The organism is Caenimonas koreensis DSM 17982, from assembly GCF_009646335.1.
GTDB classification, from domain to species: Bacteria; Pseudomonadota; Gammaproteobacteria; order Burkholderiales; family Burkholderiaceae_C; genus Ramlibacter; species Ramlibacter koreensis.
Genome location: NZ_WJBU01000009.1, coordinates 43083 through 68722, shown reverse-complemented (window position 1 = coordinate 68722; position 25640 = coordinate 43083). Strand labels below are relative to the sequence as shown.

23 protein-coding genes are annotated in these 25640 nt (G+C 63.9%); 8 read left to right on the top strand and 15 right to left on the bottom strand.

Annotated elements, in window-relative coordinates:
* Window positions 1-55 precede the first annotated feature (55 nt).
* Genes GHT07_RS09985 through rodA form a run of 3 tightly spaced genes read right to left on the bottom strand, consistent with a single transcriptional unit; the run spans window position 56 to window position 4161 of the window.
* On the bottom strand, window positions 56-2116 hold the full coding sequence (locus GHT07_RS09985; protein WP_153584935.1) for a protein kinase domain-containing protein: 2061 nt from the start codon (window positions 2114-2116) through the stop codon (window positions 56-58).
* Window positions 2117-2126: 10 nt separating this feature from the next.
* Window positions 2127-2999 carry an NAD(P)-dependent oxidoreductase gene (locus GHT07_RS09980; protein WP_153584934.1) on the bottom strand — a complete coding sequence of 291 codons (873 nt, stop codon included), beginning with the start codon at window positions 2997-2999 and terminating at the stop codon, window positions 2127-2129.
* A 7-nt stretch (window positions 3000-3006) separates the two neighbouring features.
* Window positions 3007-4161: a rod shape-determining protein RodA gene (rodA, locus tag GHT07_RS09975; RefSeq protein WP_153584933.1), complete on the bottom strand. Its 1155-nt coding sequence runs from the start codon at window positions 4159-4161 to the stop codon at window positions 3007-3009.
* 29 nt (window positions 4162-4190) lie between these two features.
* On the opposite strand from rodA, the gene GHT07_RS09970 reads away from it, so the two are divergent.
* The 8 genes from GHT07_RS09970 (at window position 4191) to ruvC (ending at window position 11919) form a co-directional block, all read left to right on the top strand.
* Window positions 4191-4784 (top strand): YqiA/YcfP family alpha/beta fold hydrolase, encoded by a 594-nt coding sequence (locus GHT07_RS09970; protein ID WP_153584932.1) that lies wholly within the window; start codon window positions 4191-4193, stop codon window positions 4782-4784.
* Window positions 4785-4822: 38 nt separating this feature from the next.
* Window positions 4823-6883: a ribonuclease catalytic domain-containing protein gene (locus GHT07_RS09965; RefSeq protein WP_153584931.1), complete on the top strand. Its 2061-nt coding sequence runs from the start codon at window positions 4823-4825 to the stop codon at window positions 6881-6883.
* Window positions 6880-7734, top strand: coding sequence for an energy transducer TonB (locus GHT07_RS09960; RefSeq protein ID WP_323740873.1), 855 nt, complete (start codon window positions 6880-6882; stop codon window positions 7732-7734). The genes GHT07_RS09965 and GHT07_RS09960 overlap by 4 nt, the downstream gene beginning before the upstream one ends.
* 13 nt (window positions 7735-7747) lie before the next feature.
* Window positions 7748-8575: a shikimate dehydrogenase gene (gene aroE / locus GHT07_RS09955; protein WP_153584930.1), complete on the top strand. Its 828-nt coding sequence runs from the start codon at window positions 7748-7750 to the stop codon at window positions 8573-8575.
* Between the two features lie 10 nt (window positions 8576-8585).
* The gene (locus tag GHT07_RS09950; RefSeq protein ID WP_153584929.1) at window positions 8586-9335 is read left to right on the top strand and encodes a transglycosylase domain-containing protein; all 750 of its coding nucleotides are present in this window, start codon (window positions 8586-8588) and stop codon (window positions 9333-9335) included.
* Between the two features lie 31 nt (window positions 9336-9366).
* Window positions 9367-9978 carry a lysophospholipid acyltransferase family protein gene (locus GHT07_RS09945; RefSeq protein WP_153584928.1) on the top strand — a complete coding sequence of 204 codons (612 nt, stop codon included), beginning with the start codon at window positions 9367-9369 and terminating at the stop codon, window positions 9976-9978.
* A gap of 3 nt (window positions 9979-9981) precedes the next feature.
* Complete coding sequence (locus tag GHT07_RS09940) at window positions 9982-10980, top strand: phosphatidate cytidylyltransferase (RefSeq protein WP_153584927.1); 999 nt, start codon at window positions 9982-9984, stop codon at window positions 10978-10980.
* A 390-nt stretch (window positions 10981-11370) separates the two neighbouring features.
* On the top strand, window positions 11371-11919 hold the full coding sequence (ruvC, locus tag GHT07_RS09935) for a crossover junction endodeoxyribonuclease RuvC (protein ID WP_153584926.1): 549 nt from the start codon (window positions 11371-11373) through the stop codon (window positions 11917-11919).
* 28 nt (window positions 11920-11947) lie between these two features.
* Here the strand turns inward: ruvC and GHT07_RS09930 are convergent, their stop codons facing one another.
* From GHT07_RS09930 to GHT07_RS09875, 12 genes are all read right to left on the bottom strand, one after another.
* Window positions 11948-12127, bottom strand: coding sequence for a hypothetical protein (locus GHT07_RS09930; protein ID WP_153584925.1), 180 nt, complete (start codon window positions 12125-12127; stop codon window positions 11948-11950).
* A 3-nt stretch (window positions 12128-12130) separates the two neighbouring features.
* Window positions 12131-13054 carry a UDP-3-O-acyl-N-acetylglucosamine deacetylase gene (gene lpxC, locus GHT07_RS09925; protein ID WP_153584924.1) on the bottom strand — a complete coding sequence of 308 codons (924 nt, stop codon included), beginning with the start codon at window positions 13052-13054 and terminating at the stop codon, window positions 12131-12133.
* 216 nt (window positions 13055-13270) lie between these two features.
* Complete coding sequence (ftsZ, locus tag GHT07_RS09920) at window positions 13271-14512, bottom strand: cell division protein FtsZ (RefSeq protein WP_153584923.1); 1242 nt, start codon at window positions 14510-14512, stop codon at window positions 13271-13273.
* A gap of 229 nt (window positions 14513-14741) precedes the next feature.
* Window positions 14742-15971 (bottom strand): cell division protein FtsA, encoded by a 1230-nt coding sequence (gene ftsA, locus GHT07_RS09915; protein WP_153584922.1) that lies wholly within the window; start codon window positions 15969-15971, stop codon window positions 14742-14744.
* A gap of 15 nt (window positions 15972-15986) precedes the next feature.
* The gene (locus tag GHT07_RS09910; RefSeq protein WP_323740872.1) at window positions 15987-16772 is read right to left on the bottom strand and encodes a cell division protein FtsQ/DivIB; all 786 of its coding nucleotides are present in this window, start codon (window positions 16770-16772) and stop codon (window positions 15987-15989) included.
* Window positions 16769-17773 (bottom strand): D-alanine--D-alanine ligase, encoded by a 1005-nt coding sequence (locus GHT07_RS09905; protein WP_153584920.1) that lies wholly within the window; start codon window positions 17771-17773, stop codon window positions 16769-16771. Before GHT07_RS09905 ends, GHT07_RS09910 begins: the two co-directional genes overlap by 4 nt.
* Window positions 17770-19215, bottom strand: a complete 1446-nt coding sequence (gene murC, locus GHT07_RS09900) for a UDP-N-acetylmuramate--L-alanine ligase (protein WP_153584919.1) — start codon at window positions 19213-19215, stop codon at window positions 17770-17772. The genes GHT07_RS09905 and murC overlap by 4 nt, the downstream gene beginning before the upstream one ends.
* Window positions 19212-20297, bottom strand: a complete 1086-nt coding sequence (murG, locus tag GHT07_RS09895) for an undecaprenyldiphospho-muramoylpentapeptide beta-N-acetylglucosaminyltransferase (protein WP_153584918.1) — start codon at window positions 20295-20297, stop codon at window positions 19212-19214. The genes murC and murG overlap by 4 nt, the downstream gene beginning before the upstream one ends.
* Window positions 20294-21496: a putative lipid II flippase FtsW gene (ftsW, locus tag GHT07_RS09890; RefSeq protein ID WP_153584917.1), complete on the bottom strand. Its 1203-nt coding sequence runs from the start codon at window positions 21494-21496 to the stop codon at window positions 20294-20296. The genes murG and ftsW overlap by 4 nt, the downstream gene beginning before the upstream one ends.
* A complete protein-coding gene (locus tag GHT07_RS09885; RefSeq protein WP_153584916.1) occupies window positions 21493-23094 on the bottom strand; it encodes a Mur ligase family protein in 1602 nt (533 codons plus the stop codon). Before GHT07_RS09885 ends, ftsW begins: the two co-directional genes overlap by 4 nt.
* The gene (gene mraY, locus GHT07_RS09880; RefSeq protein ID WP_153584915.1) at window positions 23091-24269 is read right to left on the bottom strand and encodes a phospho-N-acetylmuramoyl-pentapeptide-transferase; all 1179 of its coding nucleotides are present in this window, start codon (window positions 24267-24269) and stop codon (window positions 23091-23093) included. The genes GHT07_RS09885 and mraY overlap by 4 nt, the downstream gene beginning before the upstream one ends.
* Complete coding sequence (locus GHT07_RS09875) at window positions 24259-25638, bottom strand: UDP-N-acetylmuramoyl-tripeptide--D-alanyl-D-alanine ligase (protein ID WP_153585122.1); 1380 nt, start codon at window positions 25636-25638, stop codon at window positions 24259-24261. Before GHT07_RS09875 ends, mraY begins: the two co-directional genes overlap by 11 nt.
* Window positions 25639-25640 lie beyond the last annotated feature (2 nt).

Below are 25640 nucleotides of genomic sequence, written 5' to 3'. Positions count from 1 at the left end.
CATTCTAGGCGTGGCGGCACGCCACTGTGGCAGCGCGGGCATCGCCCGAAAGCCGTCAGCGCGAAATAGCCTGCAGGTCGTCCAGCAGCGCCTGCGCCGACGGGTAGCGCTCAGCCGGCTTCTTGCACATCAGCCGCTCAACAATGGGCTGCAACGCCTCATGGGGCGCCGGCAACAGCGGTGTCGGCGCCGAAATATGCTGCGCCAGCAACGACTCCAGTGTCTCGGCCTTGTACGGCCGCGCGCCCGCCAGCATCTCGAACATCATCACGCCCAGGCTGTAGAGGTCAGAAACGGGCGTGATCGCGCCGCCTGCTGCCTGCTCGGGGCTGAGGTAATACGGCGTGCCCACCACATCGCCATGGCGCGTCTGCGTGAAAGCCATGTTCTCCTGCTGCAGCATCGACTTGGCAATGCCGAAGTCAGCGAGCGCAACACTGCCATCGGCGCGCTGCATGATGTTCTCGGGTTTCAGGTCGCGGTGGATCACGCCCATCTGGTGGATGGCCTCCAGGGCCTGCGCCACCTGCGTGATGATCTCTATCACGCGCGGCCCGCTCATGCCTTTGGTGATCTCCGCGCGCAAGTCACCTGTCTCGAAATACTCCATCGCGATGTACGCGTGGTCGTCGGTAAAGCCCTGGTCGTAGATGCGGATCACATGCGGATGGTCGATGCGCGAGAGCAGCGTGTATTCCTGGATGAACCGCGACAAGTGCTCGCTCACGGCCTTGCCGCTGGCATCCAGCACCTTGAGCACTACGGGCAACGAGTCGCTCTCGCGCACAGCGAGGAACACCTCTGTCATGCCGCCCGTGCCTATCTTTCGCGTGAGGCGATAGCCCTTCAGGCGCAGCGGCTCGTCGCCCTGCGAGAACTGGTGGTCCTTGAAGGCGGAGAGTTTCGACTGCAGCGCCCCTTTGACGGCGCGCGCCGTGATCTCGGAATTGACGCGCACGGCGTCGCGCACGTCCTGCGCCCGCTCAGTGAGCGTCGCCATGCCGTGTCGCATGTCTTCGATGTTGGTGACCAGGCCGATGATCTCGGCCACGTCGACAAAACCATCCTTGCCGCGCGCGTTCAACGATGTCATGCCGCCGGTCTGGATGCCGTCGCCGGCACCTTCAAGCACTGCGCTGCTGGCAACCACCGTCCAGCCCAGTTCCTTGCTGGACGATTCGAGCCGCGCCGCCACGTTCACCGTGTCGCCGATCGGAGTGGTTTCCTTGTTGTGGATGGTGCCCAGCCGGCAGATCGTGACTTCGCCCGAATGCATGCCCACGCCAATGGCAAAGGGCGGCAGCCCGCGGTGGCCGAAGCGCTCGTGCAGCCAGGCGCGAAATTCATGCGTGGCCAGTGCCATGCCGAGCGCGGCGGACACGCTGCGCCGCGCCGCCGGCAGGGGCGAGCCGCCGCTGAGCGTATCGGCAAAAACAGCCATCAGCCCGTCGCCGATGAACTTGAGGTGCCGCCCGCCGTTCTTGAGCACGGGCTCGCACACGCGCTCGAAGTACTGCGTGAGCAGCTCAGCGACTTCCGCCGAATCGAGCCGCTCGGCCAGGGACGTGAAATTGCGGATGTCCGAGAAGAGCACTGTCGCCGCCATCACCGTATCTGGCACGGCCCCCAGCGGCGCCTCCAGGCCGAATTTGTCAGCCACGGTCGCGCCGCCCAGGCTCTGCGTGAAAGCACGGCGCAGGTGATCTTCGCGCGCCTTCACGGCAGACTCGACCGTCTCGTCGATGCGTTCCTTTTTCTTGAGCAGGCCCTGAAGTGCATCCAGCAGCTCCACCCGCGTGAAAGGCTTGGCCAGATAGTCGTCGGCGCCGGATGTCATGCCGCGGCGCATGCTGGCCCGGTCATCAAGGGCGGTGAGCAGCATCACCGACGTTGAAGCCAGGAACCGGTCGGCGCGGATGGCTTCGAGCAGCTGGAAGCCGTCCATCAGCGGCATGCTCACGTCGGAAATAACGACATCGGGCTTGTGGCGCAGCGCCTGCTCCAGCCCCGCCTGCCCGTTCTCGGCCGACACGATCTCGAACCCCTCCAGCTTGAGCAGGCGGATGATGTTGTTGCGGATGGCGTCGTCGTCTTCGACGATCAGGACCGTGGGCATGGGCTACAGCTTAACGCCGGGCTGTAAAAAAACGGAAGAGTGCTGCGTCATCCAGGCCACCCAGGCCCGCCCGCGTGGCGGATTCGAACACGTCACGGGCAACCGGCCCGAGCGTGCAGCTAAAACCCGCGGCAGCCGCCGCTTCGACGGCCAGCCGGGTGTCCTTTTGCAGCAGCGTCACGTGGGCGCGCGGCTCATAGTCGCCGGCAATGGCCCGCTTCATCCGGTCCGAGCCTATCCAGCTTTGGGCACTCGACTGCTCGATCACCGCCAGCGTCCTGGCCAGGTCAAGCCCCAGCCGCTGCGCCATCGCCATGGCTTCAGCGGCACCTGCGAGGTTGATGCCGGCGAGCAGGTTATTCACCAGCTTGGTCCGCGCGCCGTCGCCGGGCTTTTCGCTGATGCGGAAAATGTGGCCACTCAGGACATTGAGCATCGCGCTGTGTTCATCGAACACAGCGTGGTCGCACGCGACCATGAGGCTCATCGTGCCTTCGCGCGCCCGCACGGGGCCGCCGGACATGGGCGCGTCGATCACGGCAACGCCGCGCTCGGCCAGCCGGGCGGCAAAACCTTCGACATCGGCCGGTGAAATCGTCGGGCACAGCACCACCACCTGGCCCGCGCCCATCGCTGCTGCCGCGCCACGCGGGCCAAACAGCACCTCTTGCGTTTGCGCAGCGTCGACCACGCAGACGATCAGCACGTCGCAGCCGTCAGTAGCGTGCGCTGCGTCGGCACACGGCACCGCGCCGTGCGCCTGCAGCGCGGCCATCTTTGCGCTGTCGATATCGAAGATCTGCACCGGCCAGCGCTGCTCCAGCAGGCGCTGGCACATGGCCCCACCCATGTTGCCCACGCCGACCATCGCCACGCGCTTCATGCTGGCCTCACGATTGCACCAGCCGCTTGGCTTTGGCGATCGACATCAGGATGCCCAGGCCCAGGCCGAGCGTCACCATGGCGGTGCCGCCGTAGCTGATGAAAGGCAACGGCACGCCCACCACAGGCAGGATGCCGCTCACCATGCCCATGTTCACGAAGGCGTAGGTGAAGAAGATCATCGTGATGGCGCCGGCCAGCAGCCGCGAAAACACCGTGGACGCTTCCAGCGCAATGCCCAGCCCGCGCAGCACGAGGAAGAGAAATCCGCAGATCAGGAACAGGTTGCCCAGCAGCCCGAATTCTTCGGAATACGCGGCAAAGATGAAGTCAGTCGTGCGCTCGGGAATGAATTCGAGGTGGGTCTGCGTGCCCTGCATGAAGCCCTTGCCCAGAACACCCCCGGAGCCGATGGCGATCATCCCCTGGATGATGTGAAAGCCTTTGCCCAGCGGGTCTTTGCTCGGGTCCAGCAGGGTGCAGACGCGCTGCTGCTGGTAGTCATGCAGCAGGGGCCAGCGCACACCGTCCGCGCACAACTGCGGCTCGAAAAAAACGATCAACGTCGCGCCGACGATGCCCAGCATCAGTGGCGGCAGGATGAGCTTCCATGAGAGGCCGGCAAAGAAGATCACGGCAAAACCGGCCGCCGTGACCAGGATGGCGGTGCCCAAGTCAGGCTGCTTCACGATCAGGCCCACGGGCACGATCAGCAGCAAGCCCGCCACCAGGAAGTCGAGCGGCCGCATCTGGCCTTCGCGCTTCTGGAACCACCAAGCCAGCATGAGCGGCATGGCGATCTTCAGGATTTCGCTCGGCTGGATGACGATGCCCACGTTGAGCCAGCGCCGTGCGCCTTTTTTGGTGATACCGAAGACAGCAACAGCGATCAGCAACGCCACGCCGGCCATATAAAGCGGCACGGCAAAGGTCTGCAGCCGCTGCGGCGGTATTTGCGCCACCACGAACATGATGACCCCGGCCAGCAGCATGTTGCGCCCGTGATCGACAAAGCGCGAGCCGTAGTCGAACCCGGACGAATACATCGTCAGCAACCCCGCGCACGCCAGCAGGAAAACAGCAAATGCCAGGGGGCCATCGAAGCCATGCAGCATGGGCGCCACGCGGCTGAGGTACGACGGCTTTTCGAATACAGCGGACATGGCCGCAATTATCGTGGGAACATCGCCCGATGCCCGCCGCGCCCACCACTCATCTGCTCTATCTGCACGGCTTTCGCTCATCGCCGCAATCCACCAAGGCGCGCAAGGTCGCCGCGTGGATGCAAGCACACCACCCCGAGGTGACGTGGTGGTGCCCGCAGCTGCCACACTCGCCTGCTGCTGCCATGAAGCTGATCGAAGCTGGCACGGCGGCGTGGCCTACTGAAACCATGGGCGTGATGGGCTCGTCGTCAGGCGGCTTCTATGCCACCTGCATTGCCGAGCGCAGGGGCTGCCGCGCCGTGCTGCTCAACCCGGCGGTGTATCCGGCGCGTGATTTGGCCAAGTACATCGGCGAACAAACGTCATGGCATGACGCCGGAGAGCGATTTTTCTTTGAGCCGCGCTTCATCGACGAGCTGCGCGCGCTGGATACCGGCACGCTCGCACACCCCGACCGCTACTTTGCCGTGATCGCCAAAGGCGACGAGGTGCTGGACTGGCGCGAGATGACGGGGCGGTATCCGGGGGCACACATCAAGCTGCTGGAAGGCAGCGACCACGCCTTGAGTGAGTTTGACGATGACATGGATGATGCCCTCGGCTTCCTGGGTCTTGCCTAGCTGAAGCCGCCCAAACCCCGCATGGGACAATCGCGCCCATGTTCGCAATGTTTGAAGAAGCCGGCAAGTTTCAGGCCGGACGTGTGCTCAGCGAGGCGGATTCGTCCGCACAGGTCGAGCTCGACAGTGGCAAGCGCGTCAAAGTCAAGGCGGCCAACATCCTGTTGAAGTTCGAAAAGCCCTCGCCCGCCGACCTGATCCGTGAATCGCAGGCGCTGGCTGAATCGATCGAGCTGGAAATGGCCTGGGAATTCGCACCCGATGAAGAGTTTGGCTTCGCCGACCTGGCGCGCGACTACTTCAGCGACAAAGCCACGCTCACGCAGCAGACGGCCATGCTGTTTCGCCTGTTCGAGGCGCCGCATTACTTTCGCCGCGCAGGCAAGGGGCGCTTTCGCAAGGCCGCCGCTGACATCGTGCAGCAGGCACTGGCCGCCATCGAAAAGAAAAAGCAGATCCAGGCACAGATCGCGCAGTGGGCGAGCGAACTCGCAGCCGGCCAGTGCCCGCAACCTATCCGCGAGCAGCTGTTCAAGATCCTGTTCAAGCCCGACAAGAACGCGCCCGAATACAAGGCCGTGGTGGACGCCTCGCGTGCCACGCAAACCGCGCCGCTCGATTTGCTGCAGCGCTCGGGCGCCATCTCATCGCCCTACCAGTTCCACTGGCAGCGCTTTTTGTTCGACAACTTCCCCAAAGGCACGGCCTTCCCGCCGCTGCAGGCACCGCCTATCGTGGACGACCTGCCGGTGGCCCCGGTGAAGGCCTTTTCGATCGACGACTCCAGCACCACTGAAATAGACGACGCCCTCTCCGTGCAGGGCCTGGGCACAGGCACCGTCACTGTCGGCATCCACATCGCAGCGCCGGGGCTGGCACTGCTGCCGTCGTCACCCGTGGACGCAGTGGCACGGCAACGCCTGTCCACCGTGTACATGCCGGGCTACAAGATCACGATGCTGCCCAACGACGTGGTCGAGGCCTACACGCTGCAGGAAGGGCGCGACTGCCCCGCCGTCTCGCTGTACGTCACCTTCGACGAAACCACGCTCAGCTTCATGTCGAGCGAAACAAAGCTCGAACGCGTGCCGATTGCAGCCAACCTGCGCCACGACCAGCTCGATGAAGTCATCACCGAAGACTGGTTGCTCGCCACCGACCCGCCCGCCGACGCACGCTTGCCGATGGAAGGCTTGCATGGGCCGATGTCATTCCTGTTCCGGCTCGCGCGCTACCTGAAGTCGCTGCGCGAGATCGCACGTGGCAAGCCCGAGAACTTCAACCGGCCCGACTACAACTTCCGCCTGGCCGATCACGATGGCACAGAGCCACAGGGCGACGAGCAAGTGCAGATCAGCGTGCGCCGCCGCGGCGCGCCGCTGGACCTGATCGTCTCGGAAGCGATGATTCTGGCCAACAGCACCTGGGGCAGCTGGCTGGCCGATCACGGCGTGCCGGGCATCTATCGCAGCCAGGCCAGCCTTGCGCCGGGTGTGAAGGTGCGCATGGGCACCAAGGCGCTGCCGCACGCGGGCATCGGTGTGAAAAGCTATGCGTGGAGCACCTCCCCCCTGCGCCGCTACACCGATCTGGTCAACCAGTGGCAGATCATTGCCGTGGCGCGCCATGGCCGCACCGCGGCGCTGGCCGCGCCCTTCAAGCCGAAAGATGCGGAACTGTTCTCGGTGATCTCCGCATTCGATTCAGCCTACAGCGCCTACAACGGCTACCAGGGCGGCATGGAGCGCTTCTGGACGCTGAAGTACCTGCTGCAGAACGGCATCACCGAAATCACGGGCACGCTGTTCAAGGAAGGCATGGTGCGCGCGGACGACCTGCCGCTCGTGCTGCCCGTGATGGGCGCGGGCGATGCACCACGCGGCGCGCACCTTCGCGTCAAGCTCGGCGACATCGACCTGATCTCGCTCGACGTGCGCGGCACGGTGGTCGAACGCCTCGACATGCCGGCAGAAGAATTGCCGTCGGAAGAAGACGACAGCGAGGAAGAATCGGTAGCAGGCCCGATTGCCATTGCGGTGGACGTGAACGACACTGGCGAGGCTGCTTCTTCCCCTGGCACCGTCAATACACCCGCGTGAACCTCCGGCAGTTCTCGACACTACAGATTGCTCTCGGCGTCTCGTTCGCCGTCCACGCCGTTCTGCTGACGGTTCGCTTCGTCGACCCTGAAGGCTTCAACCGCGTCTTCCAGGACACGCCGCTCGAAGTGATCCTGGTCAACGCCAAGACCAACGAAAAGCCCGACAAGGCGCGCGCCATCGCGCAGAGCTCGCTCGCCGGTGGCGGCGACGCCGAGAAGGGCCATGCCACGTCGCCCCTGCCGCCGTCTGCGCTCACGGAAATTGGCGACTCCGCCGAGGACGCGCAAAAGAAGATCGACGCCATGCAGGAGCAGCAGACCATCCTGCTCACGCAGCTCAAGCGCGCGCTGGCCGCGCTGCCGCCGCCCGATCCGCGCGAGTCGAACACACAGCCTGAAGCGATTGCGCGCGAAGACAAGCGCCGCCAGCTGATCAAGTTGCTGGCCGAAATCGAAAAGCGCATCAATGAAGAGAACGCGCGGCCCAAGAAGCGCTACATCAGCCCCGCCACGCGTGAAGAGGTGTATGCCGTCTATTACGACGCACTGCGCCGCAAGATCGAGGACAGGGGCACACAGAACTTTCCGGAGCTTGCCGGCAAGAAGCTGTACGGCGAGCTGACGATGGTCGTCACGGTGAACCACGATGGCCGCGTGATCGACACCGATGTCGTCCAGACATCGGGCAGCCTCATCCTGGACCGGCGCGCCAAGGCCATCGCGCGCTCGGCGGGCCCGTTCGGCAACTTCACAGACTCCATGCGCCGCCGTGCCGACCAGATCGTCGTGGTGTCGCGCTTCAAGTTCACGCGCGACGAAACGCTCGAAACGCAACTGACTGCACGCTAAACAGAATCAGACAATGGACAAGTACTGCGTGATGGGCAACCCCGTCGAGCACAGCAAATCGCCGTGGATCCACGCGCGGTTTGCACAGCTGACCGGGCAGGACATGGAATACGGCAAGCGGCTGGTGGCCACCAACACCTTTGCCAGCACCGTGCGCGCGTTTCGCGCCGAAGGCGGCAAGGGCTGCAACATCACGGTGCCGTTCAAGTTCGAGGCTGCGCCGCTTGCAACGACACTGACCGCGCGGGCCGAACTGGCAGGCGCAGTCAACACGCTGCGCTTTGACGGCGACGACGTGTTTGCCGACAACACCGATGGCATCGGCCTCGTGGCGGACCTCACCCGCAATGCGGGCATCAAGCTCGCGCGTGTCGATGTGCTGCTGATAGGCGCGGGCGGCGCGGCCGCAGGCGTGCTGGGGCCGCTGATCGAAGCGAGGCCGCGCTCCATCGTCGTCGCCAATCGCACGCAGGCCAAGGCAGGCGTGCTGATCGAGCGCCACGCCGAGCTCGCCGCGATGCACAACGTGCGGCTCGCCGCGCCCGAATTGCACGAAGTGCGCGACGGCTTTGAAGTGGTCATCAATGCCACCGCCAGCAGCCTGGCCGGCGAAGCGGTGCCCGTATCGCCCGAAGTGCTGATGCGCGGCACGCTCGCCTGCGACCTGATGTACGGGCCCGCCGCGCAAGGTTTCATGGACTGGGCGAGCCAACACGGCGCCATCGCGCGCGACGGCCTGGGCATGCTGGTCGAGCAGGCGGCCGAAGCGTTTGCGGTGTGGCGCGGCGTGCGGCCACCTTCTGCCCAAGTGCTTGCTGAACTGCGGGCCGCGCTGGCGTGATGCGAGCGACATGAAAGCGCTCACACGCTGGCTGTTCCTGGCAATCGTTGCAGCGCTTGCGTTGCAAGTCTTCTTTCTCATGCGCATCGCCATGGCCGCGGCGGTTGCGCCGCAATCGACAACGTTCCAGCGCTCTGAAGCCTGGCGCATTGCCACGCACAAAGGCAGCCTCGCGTGGCGCGAGCAATGGGTGCCCTACGACAGCATTTCCGACAACCTCAAGCGCGCAGTGATCGCATCGGAGGACGACAGCTTCGTCAATCACGATGGTGTGGATTGGGAGGCGATGGAAAAAGCGTGGCAGAAGAACCAGCAGGCCGAAGAACGTGCCGCGCGGCAGGCTCCCCGCAAGGCTCAAGCCGCGAATGCAGCGCCGCCCGCCAAGCCGCCCAAGATCGTCGGCGGCTCCACCATCACACAGCAGCTTGCGAAAAACCTGCTGCTCTCGGGCGAGCGCACGTTGTTTCGCAAAGGACAGGAGATCGTGCTGACGTTCGCGCTCGAAAAAATGTTGAGCAAACAGCGCATCCTGGAGGTGTACCTGAACAACGTCGAATGGGGCGAGGGCGTGTTCGGCGCGGAAGCAGCGTCGCAGCATTACTTCCGCAAGAGCGCTTCGCAGTTGTCGGCCTACGAAGCCGCGCGGCTTGCCGTGATGCTGCCGCGGCCAAAGTATTTCGAGAAGCTCGCCAACTCCGGCTATCTCGCAAGTCGTGCACAAACAATCGTGCAGCGCATGCGCGGGGCCGAGCTGCCCTGAGCTGCTCGCGCCTGCGCCTATCATTCGCGCCATGCTTGCGAAGTTGATGAGTCTGTTCCTGCTGGGCCTGGTCCGTGTATTGACCGGCGCGCAAGCCCGTTGGTATGGATGCCCGCCCAAGGCAGAACAGCGAATCTATTTTGCGAACCACCAGAGCCACGCCGATCTCGTGATGATCTGGGCGGCACTGCCCAAAGAGCTGCGCAGCATCACGCGGCCTATCGCCGCGAAGGACTACTGGACGAAAACGCCGTTTCGCGAATGGATCACCACTCGGGTGTTCAATGCCATCTATGTGGACCGCGCGCGCGTGGGCGAGCAAGACCCGCTCGAGCCGCTGATCGACGCGCTGCGCAGCGGCGACTCGATCATCATCTTTCCTGAAGGCACGCGCGGGTTTGCCGATGAGCCGCAGCCGTTCAAGGCAGGCCTGTACAACCTGGCGCAGAAGTTCCCCAACGTAGTGCTCGTGCCTGCGTGGATCGACAACATCCAGCGCGTGATGCCCAAGGGCGAAGTCGTGCCGGTGCCGATTCTTTGCTCGGTGACATTTGGCGCGCCGATCCAGCTCGAAGAAGGTGAAGACCGGCGCGCGTTCCTCGACCGCGCTCGTGCCGCCGTTATTGCGCTGCGGGAGATCTGAGCGATGAACCAGTATCTTCGCGGCCTCACCTCGACGCAGCAAGTCGGCGTGCTGTTCCTCATCGTGTTTGGCGTGCTCATCGTCGTGAGCGTCACCGCCTTCCTGCTCACATTCCGCCGTGCCACCACCGAGCAGGACGAAGCGCGCCTGGGCGAGTTGCGCGATTTCCGCGCGGTGCTCAGCACCTCATGGTTCATGGTGATCGCGTTCTGGCTTGCGTGGGCGGCCGGCAACTACTTCGCGACGGTGCTGTTTGCCTTTATCTCGTTCTTTGCGTTGCGCGAGTTCATCACGCTGTCGCCCACACGGCGCGGCGATCACAACAGCCTGGTGCTCGCGTTCTTCATCGTCCTGCCCGTGCAGTACTGGCTGGCGGGATCGCGCCACTTTGACTTGTTCACTGTGTTCATCCCGGTCTATGTGTTCCTTGCGATTCCGCTGGCGAGCGCGCTTGCGGGCGACACGCAACGCTTCCTGGAGCGCAACGCCAAGCTGCAGTGGGGGATCATGGTGTGCATCTACGGCATGAGTCATGTGCCGGCGCTGCTGCTGCTTGAGTTCCGCAAGTACCAGGGCAAAGGCGCGTTCCTCGTGTTCTTCCTGGTGTTTGTCGTGCAGACCTGCATGTTCGTGCAGTACGTGGTCGCGCGTCGCCTCAAGCGTGCGCCCAGCCTGCCCGAGGTGAGCAAGAGCTTCAACTGGCTCAGCTGGGGCCTGGGCATGATCGTTGGCAGTTTTGCCGGTGGTGTGCTGTCATTCATCACGCCCTTCAAGCCGGGCCAGGCGCTGGCGATGGCGTTCATCGCGTGTGTCGCAGGGTCGATGGGGCACCTGGTGATGAAGGCGCTCAAGCGTGATCGCGGTGTGACGTCATGGGGCAAGCGCACGATGTCGGTTACTGGCGCGAATGGTCTGCTGGATCGTGTCGATGCGTTGTGTTTTGCGGCGCCGATCTTTTTTCATTCGGTGCGGTGGTATTTTGGTGGGGCTGGTGGGGTGTGATTGCCTCTTGTTGTTTTGCGCCTTCTGTTCAGGGGTGGGCTGCGAGCGATGGGCGGCCTTTTCCCTCCGTGTCATTCCGCCGGCCACGAGGCCGGGCTCCCTTCTTTACCTGCGGGAAAAGGCCGCCCATCGCTCGCAGCCTGCTCAGAGCGGTTCAGTATTTACTCAGTGATCACCGCTGCACGTTAAACAAGACACAGCGGTTGTCACAGAGTTGATCGCCAACCGCACAGTGCGAGGACGTGGACGCTGTGTGGCCGTTTCCCGCAGGTAAAGAAGGGAGCTCGCCAGCACCAGTAGGGTGCTTCGCAATTAGGGCGGCGGAATGACACGGAGGGAAACGGCCACACAGCGGCCGCGTCCTGACCCCGAATCGAGAGACAATGCACCATGCGAATTCTCGGCATTGACCCTGGCCTGCAGACGACTGGCTTTGGCGTCGTTGATGTCAATGGCGCAGCGCTGACTTACGTCGCTAGCGGCACCATCACCACCACACATCTCTCGCGCGGCGACCTGCCTGCACGCCTGAAGGTTTTGTTCGACGGCATCGCCGAAGTCAAAGCGCGCTACCAGCCTGATGTTGCCGCCGTTGAGATCGTGTTTGTGAATGTGAATCCGCAGGCCACGCTCCTGCTCGGCCAGGCGCGCGGCGCGTGCGTCACAGCTCTGGTGTCATGCGACTTGCCGGTGGCCGAATACACCGCGCTGCAAATGAAGCGCGCCGTCGCAGGGCACGGTCAAGCCGCGAAGGCGCAGGTGCAAGAGATGGTCAAGCGCTTGCTGAAGCTGCCGGGGCTGCCGGGCAAAGACGCAGCCGATGCGCTTGGGTTGGCGATCACGCATGCCCACGCGGGCGCATCGATGGCGCGCATTGCGACAGCTGTGGATGCCACACGCAAGACGACCGGCATGTACCGCGCTGGCCGTACGCACTGAGCCCCCGCGCAGGTCTGTTCACGCAGCGTTATTCGAGCAGGTTTTCCGCGATCAACACCGCGAAAAAGACGAACCCAGCCGCGAGCGTTGTGAACAGGAGCTTCAGGCCGACGGCTTTGTAGCGAGGCTGCCCTGTCACGGCGAAGATCAGGAAGCAGATCGCCGAGGCGACCAGCAGGACAAGCACCGCCCAGCGAAAGACAGCCATCGCCTACCAGGCCCGTGCGGGTTTCAGGAAACCAGCGGGTGCCTGCTTGTCGTCTTCGAAGGTGACGATCTCGTACGCATCAGGATGCGAAAGCAATTCGCGCAGCAACTTGTTGTTCATCGCGTGGCCGGAGCGGAATGCCGTGTACGACGCCAGCAGCGGCTTGCCCACGAGGTACAGGTCGCCCATCGCGTCGAGGATCTTGTGCTTGACGAACTCGTCGTCGTAGCGAAGGCCGTCGCTATTGAGCACACGGTAGTCGTCCATCACCACCGCATTGTCGAGACCACCGCCGAGGCCCAGGCCGTTGGCGCGCATCGTCTCCAGGTCTTTCGTGAAGCCGAAGGTGCGGGCGCGTGCGATGTCGCGCGCATACGAGCCAGAGCCGAGATCGAACGTCACGCGCTGGCCCGTCGAGTCCACCACGCGATGCGCGAAGTCAATTTCAAAGCTGAGCTTGAAGCCGTGATACGGATCCAGCCGCGCCCACTTCAAGTCATCGCCCTCGCCCAGCCGGACTTCCACAGGCTTGATCACGCGCATGAAGCGCTTGGGCGCGTTCTGCAATTGCACGCCCGCGCTTTGCAGCAGGAACACGAACGATGCCGATGAGCCATCCAGAATCGGCACTTCTTCAGCGGTGATATCAACGTAAAGGTTGTCCAGCCCGAGCCCAGCGCAGGCCGACATCAGGTGTTCGACCGTCTGCACCTTGGCGCTGCCGTTGGAAATTGTGGAAGCGAGCCGCGTATCCGTCGCCGCATCAGCGCGCACCGGAATATCAACAGGCACCGGCAGGTCAATGCGGCGAAAGACGATGCCCGTATCAGGCGCTGCAGGCCGCAACGTCAGCTCAACGCGCTGGCCGCTGTGCAGCCCCACGCCCACAGCCTTGGTGAGAGTCTTGAGTGTGCGTTGCTGGAGCATGGCGGAATTTTAGTGGTTCAACAGTGAGTTGACATTTAGCAGCCGTAAAGACCACCCGGGGTCCAAACCCGCTAGCGACACTGCCCGGCCGCAGCGCAGTGAAAAAAGAAATGGGGCGAATCCACTTGCAACGGATTCGCCCCGAACACTCCCCTTGGAGAACACTCTTTAAATTTGTAAATACAGCGTTTCTCTCAAACTTTTGAATCTCTTCAATCAGTCCGCTTGCTTGCGCAGGAATGCGGGGATCTCAAAGTCATCCATGCCGCCGCTGGACAGCGCGTCAACCTTCGCAGCTGCCTGCGTGCGGTTCGTGCGCCATACGCTGGGCACAGCCATGCCTGCGTAGTCCTGCTGGCCGGCGACACCCATCTGCTGGTCACGCGTGACGATGGCGCCTGGGCCGGCAACAGCGTTGTTCACCGTGGGCACGTTGATCGGCGTGTTGTCGGTGCCGGTGCGCAGCACTTGCAGCGGAGGCGCCGTGCGGCGCTGGCCATGACGCGACAGGCCCGTGGCCACCACCGTGACGCGCATTTCGTCGCCCAGCTGGTCGTCGTACGCAGCGCCGTAGATCACATGCGCATCCGGCGAGGCATAGGCGCGGATCGTGTTCATCGCCAGCTTCGACTCCGACAGCTTCAGGCTGCCCTTGGCTGCTGTCACCAGCACCAGCACGCCCTTGGCGCCCGAGAGGTCGATGCCTTCGAGCAGCGGGCAGGCCACAGCCTGCTCGGCGGCGATGCGCGCGCGGTCCGGGCCGGCAGCGATGGCAGTGCCCATCATGGCCTTGCCCGGCTCGCCCATCACGGTGCGCACGTCTTCGAAGTCGACGTTCACGTTGCCGTACTCGTTGATGATTTCCGCGATACCGCCGACAGCGTTCTTGAGCACGTCGTTGGCGTGCGCAAACGCTTCGTCTTGCGTGATGTCATCGCCCAGCACTTCGAGCAGCTTCTCGTTCAGCACCACGATCAGCGAATCAACATTCGCTTCGAGCTCGGCCAGGCCGTTGTCGGCGTTGGTCATGCGGCGGCCACCTTCCCAGTCGAACGGCTTGGTCACGACGCCGACCGTGAGGATGCCCATCTCCTTCGCGACGCGTGCGATCACCGGCGCTGCACCGGTGCCCGTGCCGCCACCCATGCCAGCGGTGATGAAGAGCATGTGCGCGCCTTCGATGGCCGCGCGAATTTCTTCGACGGCTGTCTCAGCGGCATCGCGGCCCTTCTCAGGCTTGCTGCCTGCGCCCAGGCCCGTGACGCCCAGCTGGATCGTCTTGTGGGCGGCGCTGCGTGCGAGCGCCTGCGCGTCCGTATTCGCGCAGATGAACTCCACGCCCTGCACGGCGCGGCCGATCATGTGTTCGACAGCGTTGCCGCCACCGCCACCGACGCCGATCACCTTGATCTGCGTGCCGAGGTTGAACTCTTCGACTTCGATCATTTCGATGCTCATTTCATATCTCCTGAATGCTTTTGCAGTTGCCGTTAACGATTGTTGATAGTTGTTGTTCATGAACGCGCCGATGGCGGCCCGGTGCACCGCCTTCGGTCTTTTCTTTTCCGGTGGGGACTCCCACGCGCAAGCCAGAGCTTGGCCGAGCACCGACGGGCCGCCCCTAGGTGCGAGAGCCCCCTCGGGGGGCAGCGCAGCGCTAGCAAGCGTGGGGGCCAATTGCTCATTGTTAGAAGTTCCCCACGATGAAGTCCTTGAAGCGGCCAAAGGCCGTTTTCACTGAACCGTTTTTCTGCGCGACCTTCAGCCCGCGGATGCGGCCGAGCCGCGCTTCTTCGAGCAGGCCCATCACCGTCGCGGCGCGCACTTGCGCCACCATGTCAGACAGCGAGCCGCGATATTTCGGGATGCCGCGCCGCACGGGCTTGAGGAAGATGTCTTCGCCCAGCTCCACCATGCCGGGCATGATCGAGCTGCCGCCCGTGATCACAATGCCCGACGACAGCACTTCCTCGTAGCCCGACTCGCGAATCACCTGCTGCACGAGCGAATAAATCTCTTCGATGCGCGGCTCGATCACACCAGCCAGCGCCTGCTTGCTCAGCATGCGCGGGCCACGGTCACCCAGGCCCGGCACTTCCACTTGCTGCTCGGGGTCAGCCAGCAGCTGCTTGGCATAGCCGCTCTCGACCTTGATGTCCTCTGCGTCCTTCGTCGGCGTGCGCAGCGCCATCGCGATATCGCTCGTGATCAGGTCGCCCGCAATCGGAATCACCGCCGTGTGGCGAATCGCGCCGTTCGTGAAAATCGCCACGTCGGTCGTGCCCGCACCGATATCGACCACCGCAACGCCAAGTTCGCGCTCGTCTTCGGTCAACACAGCAAGACTGGACGCGAGCGGGTTCAGCAAAAGCTGGTCAACTTCCAGGCCGCAGCGGCGCACGCACTTGATGATGTTTTCTGCCGCGCTTTGCGCGCCCGTGACGATATGCACCTTCGCCTCCAGGCGGATGCCGCTCATGCCGATCGGCTCTTTCACGTCCTGGCCGTCGATCACGAATTCCTGTGGCTCCACGAGCAGCAGGCGCTGGTCGGTCGAGATGTTGATGGCGCGCGCTGTCTCCACCACGCGCGCCACATCAGCCGCCGTCACTTCCTTGTCCTTCACGGCCACCATGCCGCTGGAGTTGATGCCGCGGATGTGTGCACCGGTGATGCCGGTGTACACGCGCGTGATCTTGCAGTCGGCCATCAGCTCGGCTTCTTTCAAGGCCTGCTGGATGCTCTGCACCGTGGCATCGATGTTCACCACCACGCCGCGCTTCAATCCGTTCGACGGCGCCACGCCCAGCCCCGCCAGCTTGAGCTCGCCGCCGGGCATGACTTCGGCGACGACCACCATCACCTTGGCGGTCCCGATGTCCAGCCCTACTACCAGGTCCTTGTATTCCTTTGCCATGGTGCCTTTCGCCCTCTATTTCTTCGCCTCGCCCACCACAGTGGTGGCGACGCCCCTCAACCGAATTGCATACCCGTCCGCGTGCCGCAGGTCCGCTGACTGCAGCGCCTCCGGCCGGCGGTTGTAGCGCGACACGACTTGCGTGAGCGATTGCGTGAACCGCTGTGTACGCGCAATCACTTCATCAGCGGTGCCACGCCCCAACTCCACCAGCGCACCCGTCTCCAGTTCCACTTGCCAGCTGCCACGCGCCGACAGCGTGACGTGGTCGACCGACAGGTCAAGCGCCTCGAACAGCGGCTTGACAGCTTGGTACATCGCCAGCACCTGCGGCGCCTGGTCGGCGGGCCCCGCCAGGCGCGGCAGCTCTTCATGCTCCACATCGCCCACGTTCGCCTCAAACACTTCACCGAAGTTGTTGATCAACTTCGATTCGCCATCCGTGCCCCACAGGGCAACGGCCTTGTGTTCCTGCAACTGCACGCGCAAGCGGTTCGGGAAGTCGCGCCGCACCACGGCTTTGCGCACCCATGGCACGGCCTCGAAGGCCTCGCGCGCTTTCGTCAGGTTGATGGTGAAGAAGTTGCCCGCCAGTCGCGGTGCCACATTGGCGCGCAACGTCACTGCGTTGTTGTGCGCTGTGTCACCTTGCACAGTGATCCCTGCGATGGCGAACACCGGGTTGCGCACAGCCCACCACGCCGCCGCTGCCACCAGCAGGACGAAAAAGCCCATGAACAGCAGCGACGCTGCGATGTTCATCAGCTTCACGTCAAAGGGCGGTGGCATGCCGGGGTTCACTTCTTGCCCGTTCCTTTCTGCTGGTCAAGCGAGGCCAGCGCCAGCAACTGCACGCACAGGTCCTCATAGCTGATGCCGGCCGCGCGCGCGGACATCGGCACCAGTGAGTGGCCCGTCATGCCCGGCGACGTATTGATCTCCAGCAGGTAGGGCTTGCGGGTGGCACCGTCGATCATCACGTCGACCCGGCCCCAGCCGCGGCAGCCCAGCACGCGATAGGCGCGCAACACCAGATCCTGGATCGCCTGCTCCTCGCCTGCCGGCAGGCCGCAGGGCACGATGTACTTCGTGTCGTCCGTGAAGTACTTGTTCTGGTAGTCGTAGTTGCCCTCGGGCGCAACGATGCGAATGACAGGCAGCGCAACAGCGCTGTCGCCGGTGCCCAGCACCGGGCATGTCACTTCATCGCCGCTGATGAACTGCTCGCACAGCACATCCGAGTCAAGCGCCGCGGCTTGCTCGACGGCGTTCTGCATCTCTGAATAGCCCTTGACCTTCGCGACGCCGATCGACGAGCCTTCACGCGCTGGCTTGACGATCACTGGCAGGCCGAGGTCGTCAGGCACGGTGCGAATGATTTCGCGCGTGTACGACTCGCGGCGCAGCAGCGTGAACTTCGGCGTCGGGATGCCTTCTGCCATCCACACACGCTTGGTCATCACCTTGTCGATGGCGATGCTCGATGCCATCACGCCCGAGCCAGTGTACGGAATGCCCAGCAGCTCCAGCGCGCCTTGCACCGTGCCGTCTTCACCGAAGCGGCCATGCAGCGCAATGAAGCAGCGCTGGAAGCCCTTTTGCTTGAGCTCGACCAATTCGCGCTCAGCCGGGTCGAACGCATGCGCGTCAACGCCCTTGGATTGCAGCGCCTTGAGCACACCGCTGCCTGACATGAGCGAGACCTCGCGCTCGGCGGAATGGCCGCCCATGAGCACCGCGACTTTTCCAAAGTCGCTGCCCGGTTGGGCGTTGGGCGTTGGGCGTTGGGCGTGTGAAGTCATGCCTGGCTCCCACGCTCAACGCCCAACGCTGAACGCTCAACCGCAAGCTCCACGAGCTTGCCAGGCACGCCGCCGATGGAGCCGGCGCCCATGCACATGACGACGTCGCCGTCGCGTGCCATTTCGAGAATCGCGGCAGGCATTGCGGCAATGTCGTCAACAAAGATCGGTTCGACCTTGCCCGACACACGCACCGCGCGCACGAGTGAGCGGCCGTCTGCCGCGACGATCGGCGCCTCACCGGCGGCGTACACCTCGGCGAGCAACAACGCATCGGCCTTGCCCAGCACCTTCACGAAGTCTTCAAAGCAGTCGCGCGTGCGCGTGTAGCGATGCGGCTGGAAAGCGAGCACGATGCGACGGCCCGGGAACGCACCGTGCGCGGCCGCCAGCGTGGTTGCCACTTCGACAGGATGGTGGCCATAGTCTTCGATCACCGTGAAGGTGCCGCCACCGTTTTCGGGCTTCAAGGCAATCTCGCCGTAGCTCTGGAAGCGGCGGCCCACGCCCTTGAACTCGGCCAGTGACTTGAGCACGGCTTCATCCGGCACGTTCAGTTCAACGGCAACTGCAATGGCCGACAACGCGTTCAGCACGTTGTGGTGCCCCACCAGGTTGAGCTTCACATCAAGATCGGGCAGCGTGATGCCGTTGCGCCGCTGCACCGTGAAATGCATTTGCGTGCCCACCGCGCGGATGTTGACGGCGCGCACCTGCGCGTCTTCGCTCACGCCGTAGCTTGTGACCGGGCACTGCACGTTGGGCATGATCTCGCGCACAGCCGGGCTGTCGATGCAAAGAATGGCCGTGCCGTAGAACGGCATGCGATGCAGGAAATCGAGGAACGCCGACTTCAGCTTGTTGAAGTCATGGTCGTACGTTTCCATGTGGTCTTCGTCGATGTTCGTCACGACGGCCATCACCGGGAACAGGTTCAGGAACGACGCATCGGATTCATCGGCTTCCACCACGATGTAGTCGCCACTGCCGAGCTTGGCATTGGCGCCTGCACTGTTGAGCCGGCCGCCAATCACGAACGTGGGGTCGAGCCCGCCTTCGGCGAGCACGCTGGCGACGAGCGATGTCGTCGTCGTCTTGCCGTGCGTGCCTGCAATGGCAATGCCCTGCTTGAGGCGCATCAATTCAGCCAGCATCATCGCGCGCGGCACGACGGGAATCTTGCGTGCGCGTGCAGCCAGCACTTCGGGGTTATTGCTTTGCACGGCCGTTGAGGTAACCACTGCATCAGCGCCCTCCACGTTCGCAGCCGCATGGCCGACGAAGGTGCTGATGCCCAGGCCCTTCAGGCGGCGCAGCGTGGCGCTGTCGGACAGGTCAGAGCCGGAAATCTCGTAGCCCTGGTTGCGCAGCACTTCGGCAATGCCGGACATGCCGGCGCCGCCTACCCCGACGAAATGAATGTGCTTGATCGCGTGCTTCATGACTTGTTCGCCAGTTCTTCGCAGGCCTTCACCACTTCGTGGGTGGCGTCGGTCTTCTGCATCTTCCTGGCCGCGAGCGCTTTTTTGACGAGCTCGTCGCGGCTGGTGTTTTGGATGAGGTGCGCAAGCCACTCGGGCGTGAGGTCGCGCTGCTGGACCAGCCAGCCGCCTCCCGCATCGACGAGGAACTTCGCGTTGGTCGTCTGGTGGTCGTCCACCGCAAACGGGAACGGCACGAAGACCGCAGCCGCACCCACGGCAGCGATTTCCGTCACGGTGCTGGCGCCCGCGCGGCAGACGATCAGGTCCGCGTCGGCATACGCACGCGCTGTGTCGTCGATGAACGGCGTGAGCTCTGCTTCAACGCCTGCTGCGGCGTAGTTCGCACGCAGTTCATCCAGCTGCTTCGCGCCGCCTTGATGCACGACGATCGGCCGCTGTGCCGCGTCGATGAGCGCCAGCGCCTTCGGCACCGCATCGTTCAAACCCTTGGCACCCAGGCTGCCACCCACGACGAGCAGCTTCAGTTTGCCCGTGCGCCCGGCGAATCGCTCTTGCGGCCCGGGCTGGTTCAGGAACGATTCGCGCAGCGGATTGCCCACCCATGCACCCTTGCGGAACACATTCGGGAAAGCGGTGAACACACGATCGGCCACTGCCGCAAGCACCTTGTTGGCCATGCCCGCGATTGAGTTCTGTTCGTGCAGCACAAGCGGCTTGCCGAGCAGCACACTCATCAGGCCCGCAGGGAACGTGATGTAGCCGCCCAGGCCAATCACCACATCGGGCTTCACGCGGCGCACGACGCCAATCGAATCCCAGAAGGCCTTGAGCAGGCGCAGCGGCAACAGCAGCAGCGTCTTGAAGCCCTTGCCGCGCACGCCGGAGAAAGCGATCGTCTCGAACGGGAAACCGCGTGCCGGAACGAGTTGGCTTTCCATGCTGCCTGGCCCGCCCAGCCAATGCACACGCCACGACTTGTCGCGCAGCGCCTGCGCCACGGCAAGCCCCGGGAAGATGTGGCCGCCCGTGCCGCCCGCCATGACGAGCGCGCACTTGGGAGCGAGCTGGCGTGCCGTCATGCCCGGCCTCCGCGCATCAGCACTTTGTTCTCGTAGTCGATTCGCAGCACGACAGCGATCGCGATGAGGTTCAGCAAGATCGCCGAGCCGCCATAACTCATCAGCGGCAGCGTCAGCCCCTTTGTCGGCAGCGCACCCAGGTTCACGCCCATGTTGATGAACGCCTGGAAGCCGATCCAGATGCCGACACCTTGCGCCACCAGCCCCGCGAACACGCGGTCGAGGGCAATCGCCTGGCGGCCGATGTGCATGATGCGGCGCGTCATCCACAAGAAGGCGACGATCACGATCAGCACGCCCACCAGGCCAAACTCCTCGCCGATCACAGCGAGCAGGAAGTCGGTGTGCGCTTCAGGCAGCCAGTGCAGCTTCTCAACGCTGCCGCCCAGCCCCACGCCAAAAATTTCACCGCGACCAATCGCAATCAGCGAGTGCGACAGCTGGTAGCCCTTGCCCACGGCGTTCTTCTCGCTCCACGGGTCGAGGTACGCAAAGATGCGTTCGCGCCGCCACTCGGACATCGCAATCATCAGCATGAACGCAATGACCATCACCGCAGCAATCAGGAAGAACATGCGCGCGTTCACGCCGCCCAGGAACAGGATGCCCATGGCGATGACAGAAATCACCATGAAGGCACCCATGTCGGGCTCGGCCAGCAGCAGCAGGCCGACGATGGCCACGGCCGCAGCCATCGGCAGCACGGCGCGGAAGAACCGCTCCTTGACTTCCATCTTGCGCACCATGTAGTCGGCGGCGTAGAGCAGCGTCGCAAACTTCGCCAGCTCTGATGGCTGGAAGCTCATGAAGCCAAAGCCGATCCAGCGGCGCGCGCCGTTCACGCCCTTGCCGATGTGCGGCAGCAGCACGAGGATGAGCATCAGCAGTGACGCGATGAACAGCCACGGCGCAATCTTTTCCCACGTGGCCACGGGCACCTGGAATGCCAGCAGCGCGGCGATAAAAGAGAACGCGATGAAGCCGGCGTGGCGGATCAGGAAGTGCATGTGCGCATAGCGCGCGAACTTCGGGTTGTCCGGCATCGCGACCGAGGCCGAATAGACCATCACCAGGCCGAAAGCGAGCAGGCCGACCGTGACCCAGATCAGCGCCTGGTCGATCGGCTGGATGCGCACGGGCGCCTTCGCCAGCACGCGATCGCGCCGCAAGAAGCCTGAGAGCGCCGCGGCCATGCTCATGCCGCGCCCTCCAGTTCGACACCCGCCGCGTCGGCCAGCGTGCGCACGGCAGCGCGAAACACTTCAGCGCGGTGCGGATAGTTGCGGAACATGTCGAAGCTCGCGCAGGCGGGCGACATCAGCACGGCGTCACCGGGGTGCGCAACTTGCGCAGCCTTTGTCACTGCTTCTTCCATCGACGCTGCATCGATCAGCCGCACGCCTTGCGGCTCGAGCACTTCACGCAGCAGCGGCGCGTCGCGGCCAATGAGCACCGCTGCACGCGCATGGCGCACGACTGGCGCGGCCAGCGGAGAGAAGTCCTGGCCCTTGCCGTCGCCGCCCAGAATCACGACCAGCTTGCGCTCCGCGCCCAGCCCTTGCAGCGCTGCCACGGTGGCGCCCACATTCGTGCCCTTGCTGTCGTCGAAGTATTCGACCTCACCCACGATGCCCACCGACTCGACACGATGTGGCTCGCCGCGATACTCGCGCAGGCCGTACAACATCGGGCCGAGCGCGCAACCGGCAGCGCTGGCCAGCGCAAGCGCCGCCAGCGCATTCACCGCGTTGTGCCGGCCCCGGATGCGCAGTGCATCGCAAGGCATCAGGCGCTGGACAAAGATTTCTTCGGCTTCTTCGCTGCGCTTGCGCCGCGTTTCGTCTGCCTCATGCGCGCGCACGAGCCAGGCCATGCCGCTTGTTTCCTCAATGCCGAAGTCACCTGCGCGCTGCGGCGAATCGGCACCGAACGTGATGTACTCGCGCTGCTCGAACTTGCCGCGATTCCTGGCCCCCACGCTTGCCACGGCGTGGACTGCACTGCCCTCCGAGGGGGCCTTCGCGCCTGCGGGCGGCCGAGCGGCGCTCACTCGCACGGGCTCAGGCAGCATCGCCATGACCATCGCGTCTTCGCGGTTGAGGATCATCAGCGTCGACTTGCCGAACACACGCTGTTTGGCTGCTGCATAGGCCTTCATGGAGCCATGCCAGTCGAGGTGGTCCTGCGTGATGTTCAGCACCGTGGCTGCAGTGGGCTCGAACTCACCGGGCGTCTCGAGCTGGAAGCTCGACAGCTCGATCACCCACACCTGCGGCAGCGCGTCGGCGTCGATTTTCTGCGCCAGTGTGTCGAGCAGCGTCGGGCCGATGTTGCCCGCCACCGCAACACTGCGCCCCGAGCGTTCGACGAGCTGGCCCGCGAGCGCCGTGACCGTCGTCTTGCCATTGGTGCCGGTGACGGCGAGCACCGCGGGCGAATACGCTTTGTCTGCCTTGAGCGCGGCGAGTGCCGACGCAAACAGGCTCAGCTCGCCGCCGACCGGAATGCCGAGTTCATCTGCCGATGCTGTGACATGCGCGATCTGCTCGGGTGACAGGCCCGGGCTGCGCATCACCGCCTGCACACCGTCGTCCAGCAAGTGCGCCTGGAATTCGCCAGCGACAAATTTCGCGTCGGGCAACTCCTCGCGCAGCGTGGCGAGTTGCGGCGGCTCACCGCGCGTATCAGCCACTGTGATGCGTGCACCGTGGCGCGCACACCAGCGCGCCATCGCGAGGCCGGACAACCCGAGCCCCAGGACGAGAACGTGCTTGCCTTGAAGGTCGTGTGCGTTCATCGGAGTTTTAGGGTGGACAGGCCGACCAGGCACAGCAGCATCGTGATGATCCAGAACCGGACCACGACCTGCGTTTCCTTCCAGCCGCTCTTTTCAAAGTGGTGGTGCAGCGGCGCCATCTTCAGAATGCGCCGGCCCTCACCGTATTTGCGTTTCGTGTACTTGAAGTACACGACCTGCGCCATCACCGACAGCGCCTCGACCACGAAGATGCCGCCCATGATCGATAGCACGATTTCCTGCCGCACGATCACCGCGATCGTGCCGAGCGCGCCGCCAAGCGCGAGCGCGCCGACGTCGCCCATGAACACCTGCGCCGGATGGGTGTTGAACCACAGGAATGCCAGGCCCGCACCAGCGAGCGCGGCGCAGAAAATCAGCAGCTCACCTGAGCCGGGGATGTACGGGAAGAACAGGTACTTCGAGTAGACCGCACTGCCCGTGACATACGCGAACACGCCGAGCGCCGAGCCGACCATCACCACCGGCATGATCGCCAGGCCATCGAGGCCATCAGTCAGGTTCACCGCATTGCTCGAGCCCACAATCACCAGGTACGTGAGGATCACGAAGCCGAACACACCGAGCGGATAGCTCACTTCCTTGAAAAATGGCAGCAGCAGGCCTGCCTTGGGCGGCAGGTTCACATCGAAGCCTGACGCGACCCATTTGAAGAACAGCTGGATCACGAGGTAGTTGTTGCTCTCGGAGATGCTGAACACAAGGTACAGCGCGGCGATCAGGCCGATCAGCGATTGCCAGAAATACTTCTCGCGCGAGCGCATGCCCTCCGGGTCTTTGTTGACGACCTTGCGCCAGTCGTCCGCCCAGCCAATGGCGCCGAAGCCGATCATCACCAAGAGCACGATCCACACGAAGCGGTTCGTCAGATCGAACCACAGCACGGTGGAGATCACGATCGACAGCAGCACGAGCACGCCACCCATCGTCGGCGTGCCGCTCTTGGACAGGTGCGTCTCCATGCCATAGCCACGCACAGGCTGGCCGATCTTCAAGGCGGTGAGGCGGCGAATCACGGCGGGGCCGGCGATCAGGCCGATCAGCAGCGATGTCATCGCGGCCATCACCGCGCGGAACGTGAGGTACTGGATGACCCGCAGGAAGCCGAACTCCGGCCCGAGCGTCTGCAACCACGCGGCCAGGCTAAGCAGCATGCGAACCCTCCTTGCCTGCAGCGCCGGCATGCGCCACGATCGCCTCGACCACGCGCTCCATCTTCATGAAGCGCGAGCCCTTGACGAGCACGCTTGCTGCTGACGACAGCTCGGCCAGCACAGCAGTCTTGAGCGACTCGATATCCGTGAAGTGCCAGCCGCGCATGGCTTTTGACTGCTCGCCGAGTGTGAAGAGGTGTTCGATCTGCATGTCGCGTGCGTGGTCGCCGACTTCGGCGTGGAATTGCGGCCCCTGGTCGCCGACTTCGCCCATGTCGCCGAGCACCAGCAGGCGCGGTGCAGGCAGCTCGGCAAGCACGTCGATGGCGGCGCGCGCGGAGTCGGGGTTGGAGTTGTAGGTGTCGTCGACCAGTGTGATCGTGCGGCCCGCGAGCTCGACGCTCATGGCGCGCGAGCGGCCCTTGACGGGCTCAAAGGTGTCGAGCCCGCGCCCAATGGCAGCGAGCGGCACGCCGGCTGCGAGTGCGCATGCAACTGCAGCCAGCGAGTTGCGCACGTTATGGCGGCCGGCGATATGGAGTCGGTAAGTGACAGCACCTGCGGGCGTTTGCACGTCCACCTGCCAATGCCCACCTTGCCATTGCGTCCCGGCCAAACTGATGTCAGCACCACCTGAGGTGCCGAAAACCAGGGTGGGCCGTATTCCTGCCAGTTCATTCCAGACGAGCGTGAATTCCTCGTCTGCAGGAAACACGGCCACACCGTTTGCTGCAAGCGACGCAAGAACCATTCCATTTTCGTGGGCCACGGCTTCCACGGTGGCCATGAATTCCTGGTGCTCGCGCTGCGCGTTGTTCACAAGCGCCACCGTCGGTTTCGCGATGTTGGCGAGATATTCAATCTCACCCGGATGGTTCATGCCCAGCTCGATCACACCAATGCGGTGCGCGGCGCGCAGGCACAGCAGCGTCAGCGGCAGGCCGATGTCGTTGTTGAAGTTGCCTTGCGTCGCGAGCGTTGCATCCGCCTGCCACGCGCGCAGGATGCACGCGATCATCTGCGTCACCGTGGTCTTGCCGTTGCTGCCCGTGACGGCGATCAGCGGCAGCGTGAACTGCGAGCGCCAGCCTGCGGCCAGTGTGCCGAGTGCGAGCTTCGTGTCATCCACTTCAATGCCGGCCATACCCTCAGGCAACTTGCCGCGATGCGCCAGCGCGGCGACAGCACCGTTGGCGCCGGCCTGGCCGATGAAGTCGTTCGCATCGAAGCGCTCGCCTTTGAGCGCGACGAACAGGTCGCCGTGCTGCAGCGTGCGGCTGTCGGTGTGCACGCGCGTGATCGCAATACTGCCGTCGCCGACGAGCTTGCCGCCGGGAATCCAGGCGAGCGCTTGTTCGAGGGTCATCATGG